This is a genomic window from Streptomyces sp. MnatMP-M17 (assembly GCF_900091995.1).
In the GTDB taxonomy this organism is placed as follows: domain Bacteria; phylum Actinomycetota; class Actinomycetes; order Streptomycetales; family Streptomycetaceae; genus Streptomyces.
In genome coordinates this window covers 1-17181 of sequence record NZ_FMDK01000226.1, presented here as the reverse complement: position 1 = coordinate 17181, position 17181 = coordinate 1, and the positions used below count along the sequence as shown (strand labels likewise).

Here is a 17181-nt window from a genome sequence, read left to right as displayed (position 1 = left end):
CGCGATGCCGTGCTCGCCGAGCTTGCGGCGGCCCGCGGGAGTGATCCACTCCGTGGTCCACGGCGGATCGAGCTCCGTTCTGATCTCCACCCGCGCGAATCCGGCCGCCCGCAGCCGCGACGCCACATCGGCGCGCATCTCCGCCATCGCAGGGCAGCCCGAGTAGGTCGGCGTCAGGCTCGCGACGACCGTGCCGTCGGCCGTGACCTCGACACTTCGCAGAACACCCAGATCGGCGAGCGTCAGCATGGGCAGCTCGGGATCCGGGACGCACTCGGCGACCCGCCGCGCCCGCTGCGCCGTGAGAGAGGTGAGGGAGGAGTGCGCGGCGGTCACCATGTCGCCTCCGGATGGGCACGCGCCACACTCTGCAACTCCGCCAGCAGCGGCGCCAGATGGACGGTGTGGTCGCCGTCCCGGCCGCTGCCGGCCAGGGCGCCGCTGTCGGGAAGCGCCAGCCCGGCGGCGTCGAGGACCTGGCCGAGCACCTCCGTCACCTCGTCCCGTACGGACACCGCTTCGATACCGAACCCCGGTTCGGTGGCGAGGAGTTCACCGAGGTACGGCGCGGCCTCACGCAGCGCCGTGACCATACGGCGGTGCGATTCCTCCGTCCCGTCACCCAGCCGCAGCGTCCAGTCGGCGGCGAACTGGCGGTGGTAGGCGAGTTCGTTGACGCCCTTGGCCGCGACGGCCGCCAGCACCGGATCCTTCGCCGCTGTCGCGAGCCGTCCGAACACCGCCAGCCGCCAGCAGGACAGTACGAGCAGCCGCACGGTAGAGAAGGCGAAGTCACCGTTGGGCAGTTCGGCGAGTCGTACGTTGCGGAAGTCGCCGGCGTCCCGGAAGTAGGCGTACGCGTCCTCGTCGCGTCCGGTGCCGTCCACCTGTCCCGCCCGTGCGTAGAGCAGCCGGGCCTGGCCGAGCAGATCGAGCCCGATATTGGCCAGGGCCACCTCCTCCTCCAACTCCGGCGCGCGTGTGCACCACTCCGCGAGGCGCTGTGCGCCGACCAGGGCGTCGTCGGCGAGGGCGAGACACTGCGCGGTCAGCTCCCGTGCGTCGACACCGTCCGGCACGGTCGTGTCCACACCGTGCAGCGGATCCTCGAATCCGGTGCCGAACGCCCAGCGGGCATCGTCGTCATGTCCCTCGGCCAGGGAGAGATAGACATGATCGTCGCTCATGTCCGGCTCCTGGATGCGCTCATGCCCGGCTCCTAGATATGGGGGACATCATCGGGGATGTCGTAGAAGGTGGGATGGCGGTAGACCTTGTCCGCGCTCGGCGCGAAGAAGGGATCCTTCTCGTCGCGAGTGGAGGCCGCGATGTGCTGCGAGCGGACGACCCAGATACTGACGCCCTCGTTGCGGCGGGTGTACAGATCACGGGCGTGGGTGAGCGCCATGGCGTCGTCGGCGGCGTGCAGCGAGCCGACATGGACATGGTTGAGACCGCGCTTGCCCCGTACGAACACCTCGTACAGCGGCCATTCCCTCGTGGTCTCCGCCGTGCCGCTCGTGCTCTGCGCCGTATTTTCCTCGGTGCCGCTCATGCCGCCGCCTCTTCCTCGCTCCGGGCGGCCCGCCTGGCCGCGTGGGCGGTCGCCGCCGCACGGACCCAGGCGCCCTCCTCGTGTGCCGTCCGCCGCCGTGCGACACGTTCGCTGTTGCACGGTCCGTCGCCGCGGATCACCCGCTGGAGCTCGGACCAGTCGGGAGTGCCGAAGTCATGGCGCCCGCGCTCCTCGTTCCAGCGCAGCTCCGGGTCGGGGAGTGTGACACCGAGCTTCTCGGCCTGCGGCACGGTCATGTCGACGAACCGCTGACGCAGCTCGTCATTGCTGTGCCGCTTGATCTTCCAGGCCATCGAGGCCGCGGAGTTGGGCGAGTCGCCGTCGGGCGGCCCGAACATCATCAGCGACGGCCACCACCAGCGGTCGACCGCGTCCTGAACCATCGCGCGCTGGGCGTCCGTACCGCGCATCATCGTCATCAGCAGCTCGTAGCCCTGCCGCTGATGGAAGGACTCCTCCTTGCAGATCCGCACCATGGCGCGTGCGTAGGGACCGTACGAACTGCGGCACAGCGGAACCTGGTTGCAGATCGCCGCGCCGTCCACGAACCAGCCGATCACTCCGACATCGGCGAAGCTGGGCGTCGGATAGTTGAAGATCGAGGAGTACTTCTGGCGCCCTTCGATCAGCCGCTCGGTCAGATCCGCGCGGTCGGCTCCCAGCGTCTCGGCCGCGGAGTACAGATAGAGGCCGTGTCCCGCCTCGTCCTGGACCTTGGCGAAGAGGATGGCCTTACGGCGCAGCGACGGAGCCCGGGTGATCCACTCGCCCTCCGGCTGCATGCCGATGATCTCCGAGTGCGCGTGCTGTGCGATCTGCCTGATCAGCGTCTTGCGATAGCCGTCGGGCATCCAGTCGCGCGGTTCGATCCGCTGATCCCGCTCGATGGTCGCGTCGAAATGCGCCTGGAGGCGCGGCTCGGCCGGACCGGTGACGGTGGTGACGGACGAGGCGGCGACGGACGAGGCGGAGTCTGTCGTGGTCATCGATACCAGCTTCCCAACCGACCGTTCGTTCGGTATGTAGTGAAATGAGTCTACTGCGCACGTACAAGCCCCGCCAAGAGGGACGCAGGCCTGGACGTCAGGATGGGGCACGAGCCCGGTCAAGGGTGGCGCAAGCCCGGTCAGGAGTGGCAGAGCCGCTCACACCCGCTCCACGAGCATGGCCACGCCCTGGCCGACGCCCACGCACAGAGTGGCCAGGCCCCGGCGGGCGTCCTCCCGCTCCAGCCGTCCGAGCAGAGTGAGCAGGATACGGGCGCCGGAGCAGCCGAGCGGATGGCCCAGCGCGATGGCGCCGCCATCCGCGTTGACCCGCTCCTCGTCCAGCTTCAGCCGCCGTATGACGGCGAGAGCCTGTGCGGCGAAGGCCTCGTTCAGCTCGACCGCGCCCAGCTCGCCGGTCTCCCAGCCGGCGCGGGCGAGGGCCTTCTCCGTGGCGGGCACCGGGCCGAGACCCATGAGATTGGCCTGGACGCCCGCCGACGCGGAGGTGACGATCCGGGCGCGAGGAGTGAGTCCGTACCGCTCGACGGCTGCCGCGCTCGCCACGACCAGCGCCGCCGCGCCGTCGGAGAGCGGTGAGGAGGAGCCCGCGGTGACGATGCCGTCCTCGCGGAAGAGCGTACGCAGCGCGGCGAGCTTCTCCGGTGTCGTACCGGGACGCGGGCCCTCGTCGGCGGTCACCTCGCCGCCCCTGACGGGAACCGGCACGATCTCGCGGCCGAAGCGGCCCGCCTCCTGGGCGGCGACGGCCCGCCGGTGGCTGCGCAGCGCGAAGGCGTCGGACTCGGCGCGCGTGATGCCGTCCAGGGCCGCCACCTCCTCCGCGGTCTCGCCCATCGACAAGGTCACCTTCACCGTGTCGGGCCCGGCGCCGGCGGGCACGGCACGGTCGGCGGCGGTGAAGCGCGGATTGGTGAAGCGCCAGCCCAGCGAGGTGTCGTGCGTCTCGCCCGGCTTGGCCCACGGTGTGCCGGGCTTCGCCATCACCCACGGAGCACGGGTCATCGACTCGACACCGCCCGCGACGATCAGCTCGGCCTCACCCGAGCGGATCGTCTGCGCGGCGGAGGCGACGGCGGTCAGGCCCGAGGCGCAGAGCCGGTTGACGGTGTAACCGGGCACGGTGTGCGGCAGCCCGGCCAGCAGGACGGCCATCCTCGCCACATCGCGGTTGTCCTCACCGGCCTGGTTGGCGGCGCCGAGGATCACCTCGTCCACGGCCTCGCCCGGAATCCCGGAGCGCAGGACGGCCTCACCGACCACCAGGGCCGCCAGATCGTCGGGCCGTACGGTGGCCAGGGCGCCGCCGTAGCGGCCCTGCGGGGTGCGGGCCCCGTCGATCAGATAGACCTCGTCGGACATCGATGCGCTCCTCGGCGGTCGGGTGGGCGGCAGGGCGGCCGGATGGCCGGATGGCCGGAGCCGCTGGTTGACAGGCGATTGGTTGACAGGCGATGGCGATGCTTGATTTCTTGACCAGGCCGACGCTAACCGAATGGTCGGTCGGCAGACAAGGTGGTGGAAACCGTGACGCAGGTCACTTGAGGCCGGTCGCTGAGGCCGGCCGCGCGCGGTGCGCTCCGCGCCGTGTCAGGGCAGCAGCGTCGCCGCGAGCATCTGGGCGAGCCACTGGCGGTACTCGGGCGCGGTCCAGCCGCGCTCGCGGGTCAGGCGTTCATGGACCTGAGGAGAGGTCAGCAGCCAGCAGGAGTCGGCCGCCCGGACCGGATCCAGACCGGGACGGAGCATCCCGGCCGTCGCGAGGTGATCGACGAACGCGCCGGTGCCGGTCCGTCGTTCCCGGTCGGTGACGGCGGCCAGCTCGGCCAGCTCCGGATCGGCCGCGGACAGGGCGGCCGTCAGGGTGGCCAGACGCTCGTGGACGCCCGCCACGAACCGTGCGTAACCGGCGAGCTTCTCGGCCGGGTCGGTCTCCGCGAGTACGGCGCGCAGCTCCGGCCGGGCGTGCATGGGCACCGGCTCGTCGTCCTGCGCCAGGGTGGTGTCGTAGACGGCCTTCACCAGTTCCTGCTTGCTGCCGAACACCTTGTACACCGTCGGTACGGAGACGCCCGCGCGCCGGGCGACGGCCTGGACCGAGGTGGCGCGGTAACCGTCCCGCAGCAGCGACTCCCGGCAGGCGTCGAGGATCGCGGCGCGGTTGCGTGCCGCCGCCGCCTGTCGTCCGCTGCTGTCGTAGCCGCGCCGCGGCCGGTCCGGTCCGGTCATGAGCCCTGCCTTCCCCTGATTTCGGTATAGTTGATTCTACTGAAAAGAAGCCCCGGCCGCCGCAGCCGGGTCGAAACACCTGGGAGCAGCCATGGAGCAGACCCCACCGTGCCCGCCGGGCGTCCATCGCCTCGGTGACAGCGTCGTCAATTTCTATGTGGTCGAGGAGCCGGACGGACTGGTCCTCGTGGACGCCGGACTGCCCGGGCACTGGCAGATGCTCTCCGACGCGCTCGCCGCACTGGGCGCATCCGTCGGCGACATCAAGGCGGTGCTGCTCACCCATGCCCATATCGATCACCTCGGTCTCGCGGCCAGGCTCCACCGTGAGGCGGGAGCCACGGTGTGGACGCATCGCGCGGACGCGCCCACACTCGCCGCCGACCGTCCGGCACGGGCCGCCGCCAAGCCGGAGCGCTCCATCGTGCCGTATCTGCTGCGCCGTCCCGCAGCCTTGGTGCTGCCTCTCCGGCTCGCCCTCCAGGGAGGCTTCAGCCCGGAGCCGGTGCGTGAGCCGGACACCTTCGACAGACGTCTCGTACTGAGCCGTGTTCCCGGTTCGCCGGAAGCGGTGCCACTGCCGGGCCACACCCCGGGGAGCACCGCGTACTTCTTCCCCCGTCACGGCGCCGTCTTCACCGGCGACGCGCTCATCACCCACGACGGTCTCACCGGCGCCCGTGGCCCCCGGCTGATCTGCCGGGCCTTCACCCATGACAGCGCCGCCGCGCTCGCCTCGCTCGACCGGCTGACCGAACTCACCGGGCACGACGGCGATCTGACGCTCCTGCCGGGTCATGGTGAGCCGATGGCCCATGGCCTGGCCGAGGCGGTCGCACGGGCCCGTGAGTTCGGTGTGGTCTGAGCCCCGGTGGGTACAGGACGGCGGCGGTACGGTGCCCATGCGGCACCCCGCCGGCCGCAGTGGCCGCGGTATTCCCGGTGTTCCTGGTCACCGGTTCCTGGTCACCGCTCCCGCCGGGGAGGCTGCTCCTCTTCATGATCGCGACCGTGGTCGGGCTGCATGGGCATGGTCGACGGTCTGCGTTGCTGCGGGCCGGCGGGCGGATACACCGAGGCATGTCTCAGATACTGCTGGGCCGCCGCCTCGACAACATATGGCAGGACCCGGCCGAATTCCTCCATGCTCGGCACCCCCCTGGCCGCGCTCCGGGAGGCGGCGTGGCCTTCGCCCACTTTTCGCGGCATGGTCTGCTCCAGCAGCCGGCTCAGCTCGGCCTCGGCGGCCCGGCTCTGCCCGTCCCCACGGTTCCACGGGACCACGACGTGCGCCCAGGGACGGTGTTCGGCATCGAACGCGGCGAGCCGCTCGCGCTGTTCCTCGTCCCGTAGCGCCCATCGGTCGAGGAGCAGGATCTCCGGTCCCGCGGGCAGCCGGCCGCTTTCGCCCGGTACGGACACCTCGTCGAAGGAGGAGATGTCGGTCCGGTAGTTCTGGGAGCGGAGGAGGTCCGCGGCGACGTGGGCCAACGGCCCGACGAATTCCGGATGGTACGGATTCCAGTCCAGCGCCCTGGTGCCGTAGGAGTCGGGACTGCGTCCCGCCGGCAGATTGTCCCAGGTGGGGGCCGCCACCATGATCCGGACGGAGCGCGGGGCCCCGGTCGTCCCGAAGGCGTTGGGGATCGATCCGTAGTCGACGGGCCGCCCCGGGCCGAGAGGGGAGGTGTCAGCCACGCTGACGATACGCTTCGCGAGTTCGTAGACCGCTCGCTCGTACTCCTCGGCGAAGACCCGCAACTTGATCAGGCCGAACAGCCCGTCCCTGGCGTAGCGTTCGCCGAAGTCACTGTGAAGGTACTGCAACCGCTGGGCCGGGTCCGGCAGTTGCTCGGGCGGCACCGGCACCCACAGGGCGGGCACGATCGCGTCGGCCACACTCCCGTCCCTTGCCTGCGCGTACACGGCACGCTGGGCGAAGGCGTACCACTCCTTGCCGCACATCTCACTGGTGAAGTAACGCGGCGAGAACAGCGGTACGAACACCCGGCAGGTGGAAAGCGCTTCGCTGAGCTGCTCGGGCCAGCCCTCACCCGAACGTATCTCGCGGTCGATGAACCCCGGCCGGGCTCCGGCCGGCAGATCCGTCATGGCCATCACATGGCTGCAGAGGTCCTGGTAGAGCCGCTCCACCCACATGTCGGGATCGGGTCCGCCCGCTCCGACTCTCGGCGTGTGCGCGTAGCTCAGGAAGAAGTACGGCCGTTCGACAGGAGGAGCCAAGCTCCGCCATGGCGTGGCGGTGGGCGCTTCATAGGCAGCGTCGTCGGTGTCGGTGTCGGTGTCGGTGTCGGTGCCAGGGTCGGGGTCCGTATCGGCGTCCGTGTCGGAGACTGCTCCCGTGTACGCATCCGTGTCCGTCTCCGTCTCTGTTTCCGTGCCTGCGCCCGCGCCTGTGCTCATGCCCGCGTTCGCGTCCGTGCCCGTGCCTGTGTCCCTGTCCTCCGCCACCACGGGAGGCTCCACCGTGAGCCCCAGGACCTTCAGGGTCCGGGCGGACATCTCGGCGAAGGGCTCGTGACCGGCCGGGACCGCACCGTCCCCCCACGGGCTCGCGGCCACGGCCGGAAAGCGGGACAGCGCCTCCGGGTTGCCCGCCATGAAGCGGTCCAGGGAGTCGTGCAGGCGCCGGGCGTCGCGTACCCCGAGCCTCGGCTTCAGACGTTCGCGCACACCTTCCCGGAAGCGCAGTACCGGACTGCCACGTTCATGGCCGCTCGCGGTGACCGTGACCAGACCACCGACGACGAACTCGGCCAGATCGGCCGGTGCCGCCTCGGGAACGAGTTCCCTCTGTACGAGCCGGAGCACATCCACGCTCACCTTCGGATACAGGGAGCACAGGACGGCCAGCCGCACCGCCGCGGGTGAGGCGCGATGCAGATAGGCGTCCACCGGTGACCAGTCGTCCGGGCGGCCGTGCGTATCCGAAGCGCCGGGCGCACCGGAAGCGCCGGAGGCACCAGGTACCGCGGACGCGGCGGACACCTCGGGCCGGCCGGGCCGGTCGAGCAGACCGGGCGCGGCCAGCAGGAGGGCCTCGCACCCTGCCGGATCCGACCGCATGAGCGTACGCGCCCATGCTCCGAGCGCATGAGGGGAGAGCGCGGCGACGGGTACGGGCAGCCACCCGTCCTTCCGGCCGGCGAGTTCGGGATAGGCCTCGTCCCTCAACAGCGAGCCGCCGAAACGGAGTTGGGCGTTGCCCGCACCGGGCACACCCGGGGAGGTCACACGTACGGCGGGCAGGTCGACCCCCGTGTGCCGCCAGATCTTCGACGGGAGAGGGTTGACGAGGGCGGTGGGCATGGCGCTCGCCCACTCGTACAGCCGCTCCCACAGCGTGCCGTCGCGCCATGGCGCCGACGCGCAGTCCGACAGGACGATCATCAGCCGTCTGGGGTGCGAGGAGTGCGCGACGCTCTCCGCCAGTCGCTGCCCCAGCGGCCCGCGCAACTCCGGTCCGTGCTCCTCGGCGTACAGCTCACGGACGCGCAGGGTACGGAACGCGCCCGTGCGGGAGAGCAGCCGCAGAAACTCCGTCGCCGTGTCATGCCACACCGCCATCGTGGGCGATCTGTCGATGACCACCGTGGCGTCGAACCACCGCTCCGGCGCGGCGGAGAACGCGGGAATCAGCTCGCCGCTCCTCGCGTAGTCGGCGACGGTTCTCGTGATGTCCAGCTCCCGCCGGCGCCCCCGGCGCCATGCCCGCTTGAGCGGTTTCAGCGACCGGGCGATCTCCCTGGCACGCGGCAGGGGACTGCCACGCGGCAGCGACAGACTCTGTACGGTCGGACCGGTCTCGGCCCGTGACGGATCGAAGACGGGCGTCCGGTCCGCCGCCGGGCCCGCTTCCGGGTGCCGCGCCCCCGTCGGTGACCGGTCCTCCCGGCCGTCGGCCGTCTCGCCGTCGTCCGCCCCGGAACCACCGTCACCGTCGGCGGGGAAGCCGTCGCCGCGGCCCGCCAGCCAGAGCAGCTCGGCGAGCGTCACCGCGTCGAGGTCCCTGTCCAGGCCGAGCAGCGCCTCGACGACAGCGCCGAACCCGGCGTCACCGGCCGGCGCCCCGGGCTCGCCGGAAGCATCCGGCGGCACGTCCGGCACGTCCGGCACGTCCGGCACATCGGGAACGTCGCGCGTGCCGGGACCGTCAGGCACCGGCGAGGTCCTTCATCAGCAGACTGATCAGCCTGCCCCGTTCGGGTTCCTCCAGCCGCGCGGGTCCGTCGAGCAGATGAAGGGTGCTCAGCAGCTGATCGATCGCCACGCTCTCCCCGGCGGCGACACGCCGCACGAAGTCATCGATGAGCGCGGCGAGCGGACCGCCCTCCGGGACATCGAGCCGGAGGTGCCTCCTTACCACTTCGCGTACGAGGGCCGGGGTGGGCCGCGGCATGGTGTACCGCAGACAGCGGCGCAGGAACGGCGCCGGCAGCTCCTGCTCGCCGTTGCTCGTCATCACGATGAACGGGAACTCGGTGCACTGCACCCGGCCCCGCTCTACGACATGCGTCGTGTCCCCGCCCCACAGCCGCAGACGCGCGGTCTCCTGCCCTTCGCGGAGCAGCTCCTCGACGCGGTACTCACCCCGTTCCAGGACGTCGAGCAGATCTCCGGGAAGGTCCAGATCGGCCTTGTCGATCTCGTCGATGAGCAGGGCCCGGGGCCGGGGGGACGGCAGCAGCGCCGTCCCGAGCGGGCCCAGCGTCATGAACGCGGCGATGTCGTCCTCGCCGGAATCCGGGTCACCGCCGCGCCGCTTCTCCTGCCGCAACTGGTGGGCGTGGATACGGCCGAGCGCGTCGTAGCGGTAGAGCGCGTCGGCCAGCGTGCTGCGTGAGGTGACATGCCAGCGCAGGACGGGGCCGAGCGCCAGCTCCTCCGCCACCTGCTCGATCACGGTGGACTTGCCCGTACCGGGGCTTCCGGTGATCAGCAGCGGCCGGCGCAGGGCGAGCGAGGCGTTGACCGCGTCGACCAGCCCTTCCGGCGGCTGGAACACCTCGGCGGCCGAGGCCCGCGGGAAGCTGCGCCAGGGCGGTGGATCGGGCAGCCGGGTGTCCTCCCTGACCACGCCGTCCCCTCGGTAGTACGGATTCCAGGTCATGAGGCTTCCTCGATCGCGGTCTGGACAGGGGGAACCGTGGTCCTGACGAGCCGGCAGAACCGCAGCCACTCACGGTCGTCCCAGACGGCGCGCAGGTCGGCGACATCGACCGCGTCCTCGCCGCGCCAGCGACGCCGGTAGGCGTGGCCGAGCCCTTCCGGCAGGGTCATCCAGTGGGACTCCAGACAACGGTGGCGCCCGGCGGGGAAACCCTCCGCGACATGCGGCCACAGCAGTACGGGCGTACAGGAGAGGAGCATGTCCATCAGCTCGTCGTCGAGACCCGCGTGCTGCGTCAGTCCGATACCGCGCTGGTACCGGCCGTCGCGCAGATGGCCACGCAGCGACTGGCGCTCCTCCGTGTCGCCTTGGGTGAGCCAGTCGACGGGGACGCCGGAGGCGTACGCCGCGATCGCCTCCCAGCGGTCCTGCACCGCGCTCTGGAGGCGCCGCAGCAACGGGTCGGGCACCAGCCGCCGGCTCCAGTGCAGCACCACGTCGTACTGGACTCCGTACCGCAGGACTTCGCCCGCCTCTTCGGGGCGCCAGTCGATCAGCAGGCCGCTCGGCGCGGCGATGTCGAGCCGCCGCAGCGGCCGTTCCAGCTCCTCGGCCTTGCTCTCCGCCCAGGTCACGGCCGCCTCGACGGCCGTCTCCGTACCTCTTCTGTCCGGGCTCGGGCAGGCGAAGTCCCGGCGGCCGAGCAGCTTCCCGTCCCGCAGCCGCAGCAGCCAGGCGCTCAGTGACTCCGGCCAGCCGCCGGTCAGCGAGGAATCGAGACCGACCACCAGCCGAAGCGGCAGCTCCTCCGTGCTGTCCAGCACCCTCGCCACGGCATCGTTGACCTCCTGCTGGGCGTGGATCGCATGGGCCCACCGGTGCAGTTCGGGGGCTGCGAGATCCCTGCCCGCCGTATGGGCGAGCCGCACCACGAATTCGGCGACGGAGGGCCGGCAACTGCCCTTGCTCATGGGGAAGTCGAAGGTGAGCTGATCAAGGATACCGACATCGGTGGTATCGGGAACGGTCGTCAGTGTGCGCTCCTCGGACGCCAGCAGCAGGCGCAGGGCATGGCGCAGTCCCGCCGTGGTGAGATCGGCGCCGAGCCAGCCACGGAGGAACTCGACGGTGCGCAGCGCGGTCAGCAGACAGTCCACGGCGACCACCGCACGGTCACGGGCCGCCGACGGGACCTGGCCCTTCAGCTCGGCGAGGCTCGCGAGGCACGACTTCACGTCGAAGGGAAGCGCGGGAACGCTCCCGTGGCCCGCGAGCGCGCCGAACGCCGCGGCGAGTTCCTCGTCGGCCAGGGGGCCGCGCAGACCGCCGGGGGCCACCTCACGATGGTGGGCATTGCGGCTGATCCAGACCGGCTCCCTGGCGAAGTGGTCGCCGTCGTGCAGAAAACCCGTCACATCCTGCCCGGCAACCGCTCCGCGCAGGCTCCGCAGCGTTTCGTCCACGCCGAGGAGCGCACCGGCGCCGGGTATCCCCGCCCGGATCAGCTCTGCCAGCGCCCGGGAGAAGCGGAGGTCGTCGGCCGACTGGTTCACCGACGAGGCCATGAGCAGGGCGAGGCGGCTACGGCCGTTGCTCGCGCCCGCCGCCAGATCCTGCGACGCGGGAAGCGCGCCGGCGGCGTGGCAGGTGTCGATGATGCCGATCACGCTGGGGATCGCCGGATTGTTCGCCGCGGCTGCCAGGAGTCCGCCGACATTCACCGCTCGGTCCGTGGTGTCCTCCTCGGTCGAGTCGGCGCCCATCAGATGGAGGGTGGTGGTGCTGCCCGGTACGAAACCGTGCCCCAGCAGCGCCAGCACCAGCGAGGCGCGCCGGTCGGCCGCGTGCCGGATCGCGTCTCCCACCAGCGTCCGGATCCAGTTGCTGGTCAGCCTGTCGCCGTTGATCAGCGAGCGTCCGTCGGGGAGTCCGGGAGCGCAGTCGCCCAGTTCGCCGTCGGCCAGCGCGGCGTGCAGGGCGGACGATGCCTCCTTGAGACGCACCAGGCGCTTCATGGACGCGCACTGCGGTGCCACCACCAGAAGGTGACGGGGCGACGGAGCGCCGGTCATCGGCCGGCCCGGTCCTGGCCGGGCGGCTGCCCCGGGCCGTCGGGCGCTCCCGTCCGCGGCCTGTCCCAGGGCTCCGTACGGGACAATGCCTCCGCGACCGGTCCGGCGACGGCGGCCTGCGCCAGGTACTTGGCCGCCGAATGGACCCACACCCCGTCGGAGTCGATCCGCGCGCTGTCCGCGAGAACGCCCGCCGTATTCGCGCGCACATCGCGTTCGAGGCGGGGGCGGACGGCGATGATGTCGTCCCGGTCCCAGAAGTTCAGCCATCGAGCCACATGCTCGGGTGTGCTCGGCGGCTGGGGCACGAGCCTCGGCCATACGGCCGTGCGCATCGCGAGCGGGGAGCCCAGCGTCACCAGCAACGGTGTCCCTGTCGGGTGCCGGTGCAGGGTCTCCAGGGCCACGACCGTACCGAGGGAGTGCGCGACAACGACCGCCGGACCGTCCCCGAGAGCCTCGTGCACCCGCTGCCGAACCCTCTGGTCAAGGCTCAGACCGTTCCCGTCACGCTCACCGCGCGCCAAGTAGCGTGAGACCTGCGCCAGGTCCCTGACCATCAGTTTGGGTGTCGCCCAGCGCGCGACACCGCTCCACGGTTTCAGCGCCAGCAAGGTGGTCGCCACATTGAGGGCCCGGCGCACGGCCGACAGAGTGCCCTGCGCCTGCCCCGCCGGAGCGGCCTCTCCCCGGGCGTGCGCCAGGATCCTGCCCCGGGTCTCCCACGCGCCGTCCCTCGGCCCGTCGCTCTCGGCGTGCTCCGCGGCCAGCGCGGCCACCACCTCGACCAGCAACTCGCCGAGGATCTCTCCCTCGTCCTCCTCCGGCAGCACCTCGCCGCCGCCCTGGGCCTGGGGGCGCGAGAAGAGATCGGCGTAGTACGCGAAGGAACACACGGGCGCGTCCGCCCCGCCGGCGGACAGCCGCTCGGCGAGCGAGGGGTGGCCCGCGGCTCTCATCCCCGCGGCCAGGGCCTCGGACCACCGCGTTCGTTCATGTTCGGGCTCCCGTGGGCCGCCGATCCCATGGACGAACACCAGGCGTGGCCTCATCCGTACCTCCCCCGTGATCCGTTGGCCAAGAGGTTAGCAACGACGCGGAGCGTGGTGCAGGCGAAGCGGGCCGACGGACGGGGAGGGACCCGGCGGGTGTCAGGTGTGCTCACCCAGGGCGCCGGACCACTGCTCGGAGCAGCAGGACTCAGCAGCAGAGCTCACGGCGCAGCCGCCGTCCGACGTCCAGCCAGTCGGTGTTGTCCGTACGGTCCGGAGCGCGCCTTTCGGCGGTACGGGTGTTGACCGATCGGCCGTCGGAGGAGACCGCCAGGGCCGGGTCGGTTCAACGAATCCACAGGGAGAACGTATGCGGATGAACGCGCGGGCGCGGACCGGATGGAGCAAGTGAGGACCGACCGGTCCCGCGGGAGGTACCGGCGGACAGAGATATGCTCCGGCGTCGCACCAGTGATCGACAAGGAGCGGCCGGCTCCGGCACGGGAGTCCGCGAGGAGTCCGAGAGCAGTCCGCGGGGAATCCACGATTGATCAGCGAGAATTCGCGAGGAATCAGCGATCCGCGAGGAACCAGCGAGAGGAGTCACCGGCGATGACCTTCGACGTGGCAACGGTACGTGCGGCCTATCCCGCGCTCGGCGACGGAACGGCCTATCTCGACGGCGCGGCGGGCACCCAGGTGCCGGCCGTGGTCATCGACGCGATCACCGACGCGTACCGGACCGGGATCGGCAACGCGGGCGGCACCTTCGCCGCCAGCCGGTACTCGGGAGAGATCGTCGCGGAGTGCCGCCGTGCCGTCGCCGATCTGGTCGGCGGAGTCCCAGAGGGCATTGTCCTGGGCCAGAACACCACCTCGCTCGTCTACCGCTTCTCCCAGACCCTCGCCGCCACCTGGCGGCCCGGTGACGAGATCGTGGTCTCGCGGCTCGACCACGACGCGAACATCCGCCCGTGGATACAGGCCGCGGCCCGCGCGGGCGCGGTCGTACGGTGGGCCGAGGCCGACCCGGCGACGGGCGAGCTGCCGGTGGAGCAGTACGACACGCTGCTCGGCGAACGCACCCGGCTGGTGGCGGTGACGGCGGCCAGCAATATCCTCGGCACCCGTCCCGATGTCGCGGCCATCACCGCCAAGGCGCACGCGGTCGGCGCCCTGACCTACGTCGACGGGGTGCACGCCACTCCGCACGGCCCGGTCGATGCCGGCGCGCTGGGCGCGGACTTCTACGCCACCAGCGCCTACAAGTGGTCCGGCCCGCACATCGGCGCGGTCGCCGCGGACCCGGCGCTGCTCGGCACACTGCACCCGGACCGGCTGGCCTGCTCGCCCGGCACCGTGCCGCTGCGCTTCGAGACCGGGACACCGCCCTTCGCCGATCTGGCCGGAGTCACCGCCGCCGTCGACCATCTGGCCGCCCTGGCCGGACCGGGCGCGGGCAGCCGGCGCGAGCGGCTGCTCGTCTCGATGGGCGCGGTGGAGTCGGCCGAGCGTGAGCTGTTCGGGGTGATGCTGCGCGGGCTGGAGGAGCTGCCCGGCGTCACGCTCTACGGAAAGCCCGCGCGGCGCACCGCGACCGCCTACTTCCGGGTGGCCGGACATACGCCGAGGGAGGTCGCCGAACATCTCGCGGCCCGTCGGGTCAATGTGTGGGACGGCCACTGCTACGCCTGGGAGCTGACCGAGGCCCTGGGACTGCGGGAGACCGGCGGCGCGGTCCGTGCCGGGCTCGTGCACTACAACGACCGCTCCGATGTCGACCGGCTGCTGGAAGCGGTGGCGGAACTGGCCGTCTGACGGCGACCGCCAGGAGGATTGTCAGTGGTGGGTGCGATGCTGCTTGCCATGGACGAACTGCTACGGCGGCGCCGGGTGTACGGAGCCGACCACGACGACCCGGACCCGGGACCGCGGCCCGGCCATGTCTACCGCGAGCTGGTCGCCGGGCCGCTGGACGGTCTGCTGCTGGATGTCACCGGCTGGACCGACCGGCGGCTCGCGGAAGGCGCCGCGCTGGACACCGAGATAGGTTCGCACGGCCCTGGCGGCCATGCCCTGTACGGGCCCAGGCCCGCCGATCCGGAGCGCTGGGACTGGCAGGGCGACACGCCCTGACCGGCCTCCGCGGTTTCCGGCGCGGCCGGTGGGGGCCGGCGGGCCGGTTCGGCCGGATGGCTCAGCAGGCCTGGCGCCAGGTGTCGAGATCGAGGTTCTTGCGCATGGACGAGAATCCCAGACGGCGGCTCTGCGCGCAGAAATCCTTGGTGGACAGCGCGTATTCGACATGGAGGACGGCCTTCCCGGCCTCCACGAAGGGAGTGAGCAGCGTGCACTCGTCGTACTGGGCGCACTCCTCGTTCACGGCGAAGTCGAACGTGCCCACGAGCGCGGGCACCTGCGGCAGATCGTTCTTGAGGCCGACCGACATATCCCGTTCGTGCGCGATCCCGGCGATCATACGGTTGTAGGCGAGCTGATGAGCGGCGCGGAGCGGGAATCCGGTGTCGTTGAGATAGCCGTCGAGCAGATCGGGTTCGACCGCGTCGAATCCCTTCGCCCGGCACATGTCGAAGCGCTTCTCCATCAGCGGCCTCAGGATGTCGAGGCGCCGGATGTCGAGCCAGCGTTCGCCGTCCCAGCCGTTGGGGCGGCCACGGACGGAGGCCGGAAAGGCGTCGCTGTCCGGCCGGAAGTCCTCCCAGGCACCGGCGTTGATGTAGCAGATGACCTTCCGTCCGTCCCGGTGGAGACGGGCGACATCGGCGGCGGTGTTCTCGAAGCCGTCGATGTCGTACACGGGCACATCGATCCCGGGATCCACCCGGCCGTCGAGCTGCCACTGCCAGGCGCTGCCCGGCCGAGGCGCCCAGCGTCCGGCCGAGGTCGGCTTCTCGGTCGCCGTGCCTTTCTCCGGGCCGGCCGGCGAGCAGCCCATCACGAGCAGGAGCAGTACAAGGACGGCGAGAGGCAGGAGGGCCGAGAGCGGCACGCTTCGGGCGCGCCGGGACGACTGAGCGAGGAGTGAACGCGTCATGGCGCCTTCCGGAGCAGGGCGAACGGCGGCGCCGCCCATGGGTTGGGCAGTTCGCCCGCGACCGGGCAGGAGACGGCCGCGCCACGCTCCAGGGCGGTACGCACGGCGAGCCCGGTCAGCGCGGGCGGCACGCCGTACACGAGATGGCAGAACCGCTCGGACGGATGGCGGGAGGTCCAGCGCGGACGGACGAAGGGAGACAGATAGGTCGTCCAGTGCCCTTCGAAGGTGACGATCAGGTCGGCGATCCGGGCATAGCCGCGGGCCGGATGGACACCCGGGTTGAGTACGACCGTGGCCGCTCCCCGGCGCCGTGCGGCACGGACCAGACGTCGGCAGCGACGCAGTTCGGCGGTCCCGGCCGGCGCGCGGTCGAGGAAGCAGCCGTCGACGTCGTACCACTCGCGATGGCGGTCGAGATCGTCCCGTACGGCGGTGCCCGGCCGCTTCCCGTAGGCGAGATCGACATAACCGAGGACGCGTGTGCCCGCGTCGCGCAGCGCACGCGCGGCGGAGACGAAGGCGGGATCGGAGGAACGGCCGGGACCGTCACCTGGGTTGAGCACGACGCCGTAGACATGGTCGGCCGCCGAGGTCAGCAGCCGCCAGGCGGCCGGATCCTCGACGGGATGGATGTAGAGCGGTACGAGCAGGCTCATCGGCCACGGTCCCCGGCCGATTCCGGTGCCGGTGTCTGTGCCTGTTCCGGTTCCGGTTCCGGGCCGGTGCGCGCGGAGGCCCACAGGTCGGCGAGGGACTCCGCCAGTCCGTAACGGGGAACCCAGCCGAGCGCGTTCGCGGCGGCGGTGATGTCCGAGCACTGCCAGGACACGTCCGAGGAGCGCGGGGAGCCGTCCCGGCTCTCCTCGATCCTGCCCCGGAAGTCCGCCGCCCGTGCCAGGCCGTGCACCAGATCGCGGACCGGAAGGGCCCGTCCGCCGCCGATGTTCAGTACGGGAGGCAGCGGGCCCGGTGCGGTGGTGGCCAGGACGACCGCGCGGGCGATGTCCCGTACGTCCACGAAGTCGCGGTACGCCGAGAGATCGCCGAGACGCACGACGGCGTCCGGATCTCCGTCGGCCCGCCCGGCCTGCCGGAGCTGCCGGACGAGACGGCCGG

General features: G+C 71.3%; 16 protein-coding genes. 3 read left to right on the top strand and 13 right to left on the bottom strand.

From position 1 onward, the window contains the following. From paaD to GA0115259_RS11015, 6 genes are all read right to left on the bottom strand, one after another. Positions 1-339: 1,2-phenylacetyl-CoA epoxidase subunit PaaD (paaD, locus tag GA0115259_RS11040; RefSeq protein WP_093594454.1), on the bottom strand; the 339-nt coding region annotated here is incomplete at its 3' end. After that, a complete protein-coding gene (paaC, locus tag GA0115259_RS11035; RefSeq protein ID WP_093594451.1) occupies positions 333-1187 on the bottom strand; it encodes a 1,2-phenylacetyl-CoA epoxidase subunit PaaC in 855 nt (284 codons plus the stop codon). The genes paaD and paaC, both read right to left, overlap by 7 nt. A gap of 32 nt (positions 1188-1219) precedes the next feature. Beyond that, positions 1220-1555, bottom strand: coding sequence for a 1,2-phenylacetyl-CoA epoxidase subunit PaaB (gene paaB, locus GA0115259_RS11030; RefSeq protein ID WP_093594448.1), 336 nt, complete (start codon positions 1553-1555; stop codon positions 1220-1222). After that, positions 1552-2562 (bottom strand): 1,2-phenylacetyl-CoA epoxidase subunit PaaA, encoded by a 1011-nt coding sequence (gene paaA, locus GA0115259_RS11025; RefSeq protein WP_093594445.1) that lies wholly within the window; start codon positions 2560-2562, stop codon positions 1552-1554. The genes paaB and paaA overlap by 4 nt, the downstream gene beginning before the upstream one ends. Before the next feature lie 159 nt (positions 2563-2721). Next, positions 2722-3945 carry a thiolase family protein gene (locus GA0115259_RS11020; RefSeq protein ID WP_093594442.1) on the bottom strand — a complete coding sequence of 408 codons (1224 nt, stop codon included), beginning with the start codon at positions 3943-3945 and terminating at the stop codon, positions 2722-2724. A 228-nt stretch (positions 3946-4173) separates the two neighbouring features. Then, entirely contained in the window at positions 4174-4812 is a 639-nt protein-coding gene (locus tag GA0115259_RS11015; RefSeq protein WP_093594439.1) for a TetR/AcrR family transcriptional regulator, read from the bottom strand. A 91-nt stretch (positions 4813-4903) separates the two neighbouring features. On the opposite strand from GA0115259_RS11015, the gene GA0115259_RS11010 reads away from it, so the two are divergent. Next, the gene (locus GA0115259_RS11010) at positions 4904-5677 is read left to right on the top strand and encodes an MBL fold metallo-hydrolase (protein WP_093594436.1); all 774 of its coding nucleotides are present in this window, start codon (positions 4904-4906) and stop codon (positions 5675-5677) included. 101 nt (positions 5678-5778) lie between these two features. On the opposite strand, the gene GA0115259_RS42750 is transcribed toward GA0115259_RS11010, so the two are convergent. The 4 genes from GA0115259_RS42750 to GA0115259_RS10990 are packed head-to-tail and all read right to left on the bottom strand — an operon-like array spanning position 5779 to position 13067. Beyond that, positions 5779-8994 (bottom strand): TIR-like protein FxsC, encoded by a 3216-nt coding sequence (locus tag GA0115259_RS42750; RefSeq protein ID WP_345941006.1) that lies wholly within the window; start codon positions 8992-8994, stop codon positions 5779-5781. Then, positions 8987-9943 (bottom strand): AAA family ATPase, encoded by a 957-nt coding sequence (locus tag GA0115259_RS11000; protein ID WP_093594433.1) that lies wholly within the window; start codon positions 9941-9943, stop codon positions 8987-8989. The genes GA0115259_RS42750 and GA0115259_RS11000 overlap by 8 nt, the downstream gene beginning before the upstream one ends. After that, complete coding sequence (locus tag GA0115259_RS10995) at positions 9940-12015, bottom strand: vWA-MoxR associated conflict system protein (protein WP_093594430.1); 2076 nt, start codon at positions 12013-12015, stop codon at positions 9940-9942. The genes GA0115259_RS11000 and GA0115259_RS10995 overlap by 4 nt, the downstream gene beginning before the upstream one ends. Then, complete coding sequence (locus tag GA0115259_RS10990) at positions 12012-13067, bottom strand: alpha/beta hydrolase (protein WP_237539908.1); 1056 nt, start codon at positions 13065-13067, stop codon at positions 12012-12014. The genes GA0115259_RS10995 and GA0115259_RS10990 overlap by 4 nt, the downstream gene beginning before the upstream one ends. Before the next feature lie 552 nt (positions 13068-13619). On the opposite strand from GA0115259_RS10990, the gene GA0115259_RS10985 reads away from it, so the two are divergent. Continuing rightward, positions 13620-14825 (top strand): cysteine desulfurase-like protein, encoded by a 1206-nt coding sequence (locus tag GA0115259_RS10985; protein ID WP_093594427.1) that lies wholly within the window; start codon positions 13620-13622, stop codon positions 14823-14825. A gap of 48 nt (positions 14826-14873) precedes the next feature. Further along, positions 14874-15143 carry a hypothetical protein gene (locus tag GA0115259_RS10980; protein ID WP_093594458.1) on the top strand — a complete coding sequence of 90 codons (270 nt, stop codon included), beginning with the start codon at positions 14874-14876 and terminating at the stop codon, positions 15141-15143. Positions 15144-15204: 61 nt separating this feature from the next. Here GA0115259_RS10980 and GA0115259_RS10975 read toward each other — a convergent pair whose 3' ends face one another. The 3 genes from GA0115259_RS10975 to GA0115259_RS10965 all read right to left on the bottom strand — a co-directional run. Continuing rightward, positions 15205-15963 (bottom strand): endo alpha-1,4 polygalactosaminidase, encoded by a 759-nt coding sequence (locus GA0115259_RS10975; protein ID WP_237539909.1) that lies wholly within the window; start codon positions 15961-15963, stop codon positions 15205-15207. A gap of 95 nt (positions 15964-16058) precedes the next feature. Continuing rightward, positions 16059-16721 (bottom strand): spherulation-specific family 4 protein, encoded by a 663-nt coding sequence (locus GA0115259_RS10970; RefSeq protein WP_093594421.1) that lies wholly within the window; start codon positions 16719-16721, stop codon positions 16059-16061. Next, positions 16718-17181, bottom strand: a 464-nt coding sequence (locus GA0115259_RS10965) for an NAD-dependent epimerase/dehydratase family protein (protein ID WP_141716521.1), incomplete at its 5' end; no start/stop codon positions are given. The genes GA0115259_RS10965 and GA0115259_RS10970, both read right to left, overlap by 4 nt.

Bases quoted from the DNA above. Each gene is read 5' to 3' on its own strand.
- GA0115259_RS10980 (WP_093594458.1), top strand. From the start codon at position 14,874: ATGGACGAACTGCTACGGCGGCGCCGGGTGTACGGAGCCGACCACGAC.
- GA0115259_RS11010 (WP_093594436.1), top strand. From the start codon at position 4,904: ATGGAGCAGACCCCACCGTGCCCGCCGGGCGTCCATCGCCTCGGTGAC.
- paaC (WP_093594451.1), bottom strand. From the start codon at position 1,187: ATGAGCGACGATCATGTCTATCTCTCCCTGGCCGAGGGACATGACGAC.
- GA0115259_RS11000 (WP_093594433.1), bottom strand. From the start codon at position 9,943: ATGACCTGGAATCCGTACTACCGAGGGGACGGCGTGGTCAGGGAGGAC.
- GA0115259_RS10985 (WP_093594427.1), top strand. From the start codon at position 13,620: ATGACCTTCGACGTGGCAACGGTACGTGCGGCCTATCCCGCGCTCGGC.
- GA0115259_RS11020 (WP_093594442.1), bottom strand. From the start codon at position 3,945: ATGTCCGACGAGGTCTATCTGATCGACGGGGCCCGCACCCCGCAGGGC.
- paaA (WP_093594445.1), bottom strand. From the start codon at position 2,562: ATGACCACGACAGACTCCGCCTCGTCCGTCGCCGCCTCGTCCGTCACC.
- GA0115259_RS11015 (WP_093594439.1), bottom strand. From the start codon at position 4,812: ATGACCGGACCGGACCGGCCGCGGCGCGGCTACGACAGCAGCGGACGA.
- GA0115259_RS10975 (WP_237539909.1), bottom strand. From the start codon at position 15,963: ATGGGCTGCTCGCCGGCCGGCCCGGAGAAAGGCACGGCGACCGAGAAG.
- GA0115259_RS10970 (WP_093594421.1), bottom strand. From the start codon at position 16,721: ATGAGCCTGCTCGTACCGCTCTACATCCATCCCGTCGAGGATCCGGCC.
- GA0115259_RS10990 (WP_237539908.1), bottom strand. From the start codon at position 13,067: ATGAGGCCACGCCTGGTGTTCGTCCATGGGATCGGCGGCCCACGGGAG.
- paaB (WP_093594448.1), bottom strand. From the start codon at position 1,555: ATGAGCGGCACCGAGGAAAATACGGCGCAGAGCACGAGCGGCACGGCG.
- GA0115259_RS10995 (WP_093594430.1), bottom strand. From the start codon at position 12,015: ATGACCGGCGCTCCGTCGCCCCGTCACCTTCTGGTGGTGGCACCGCAG.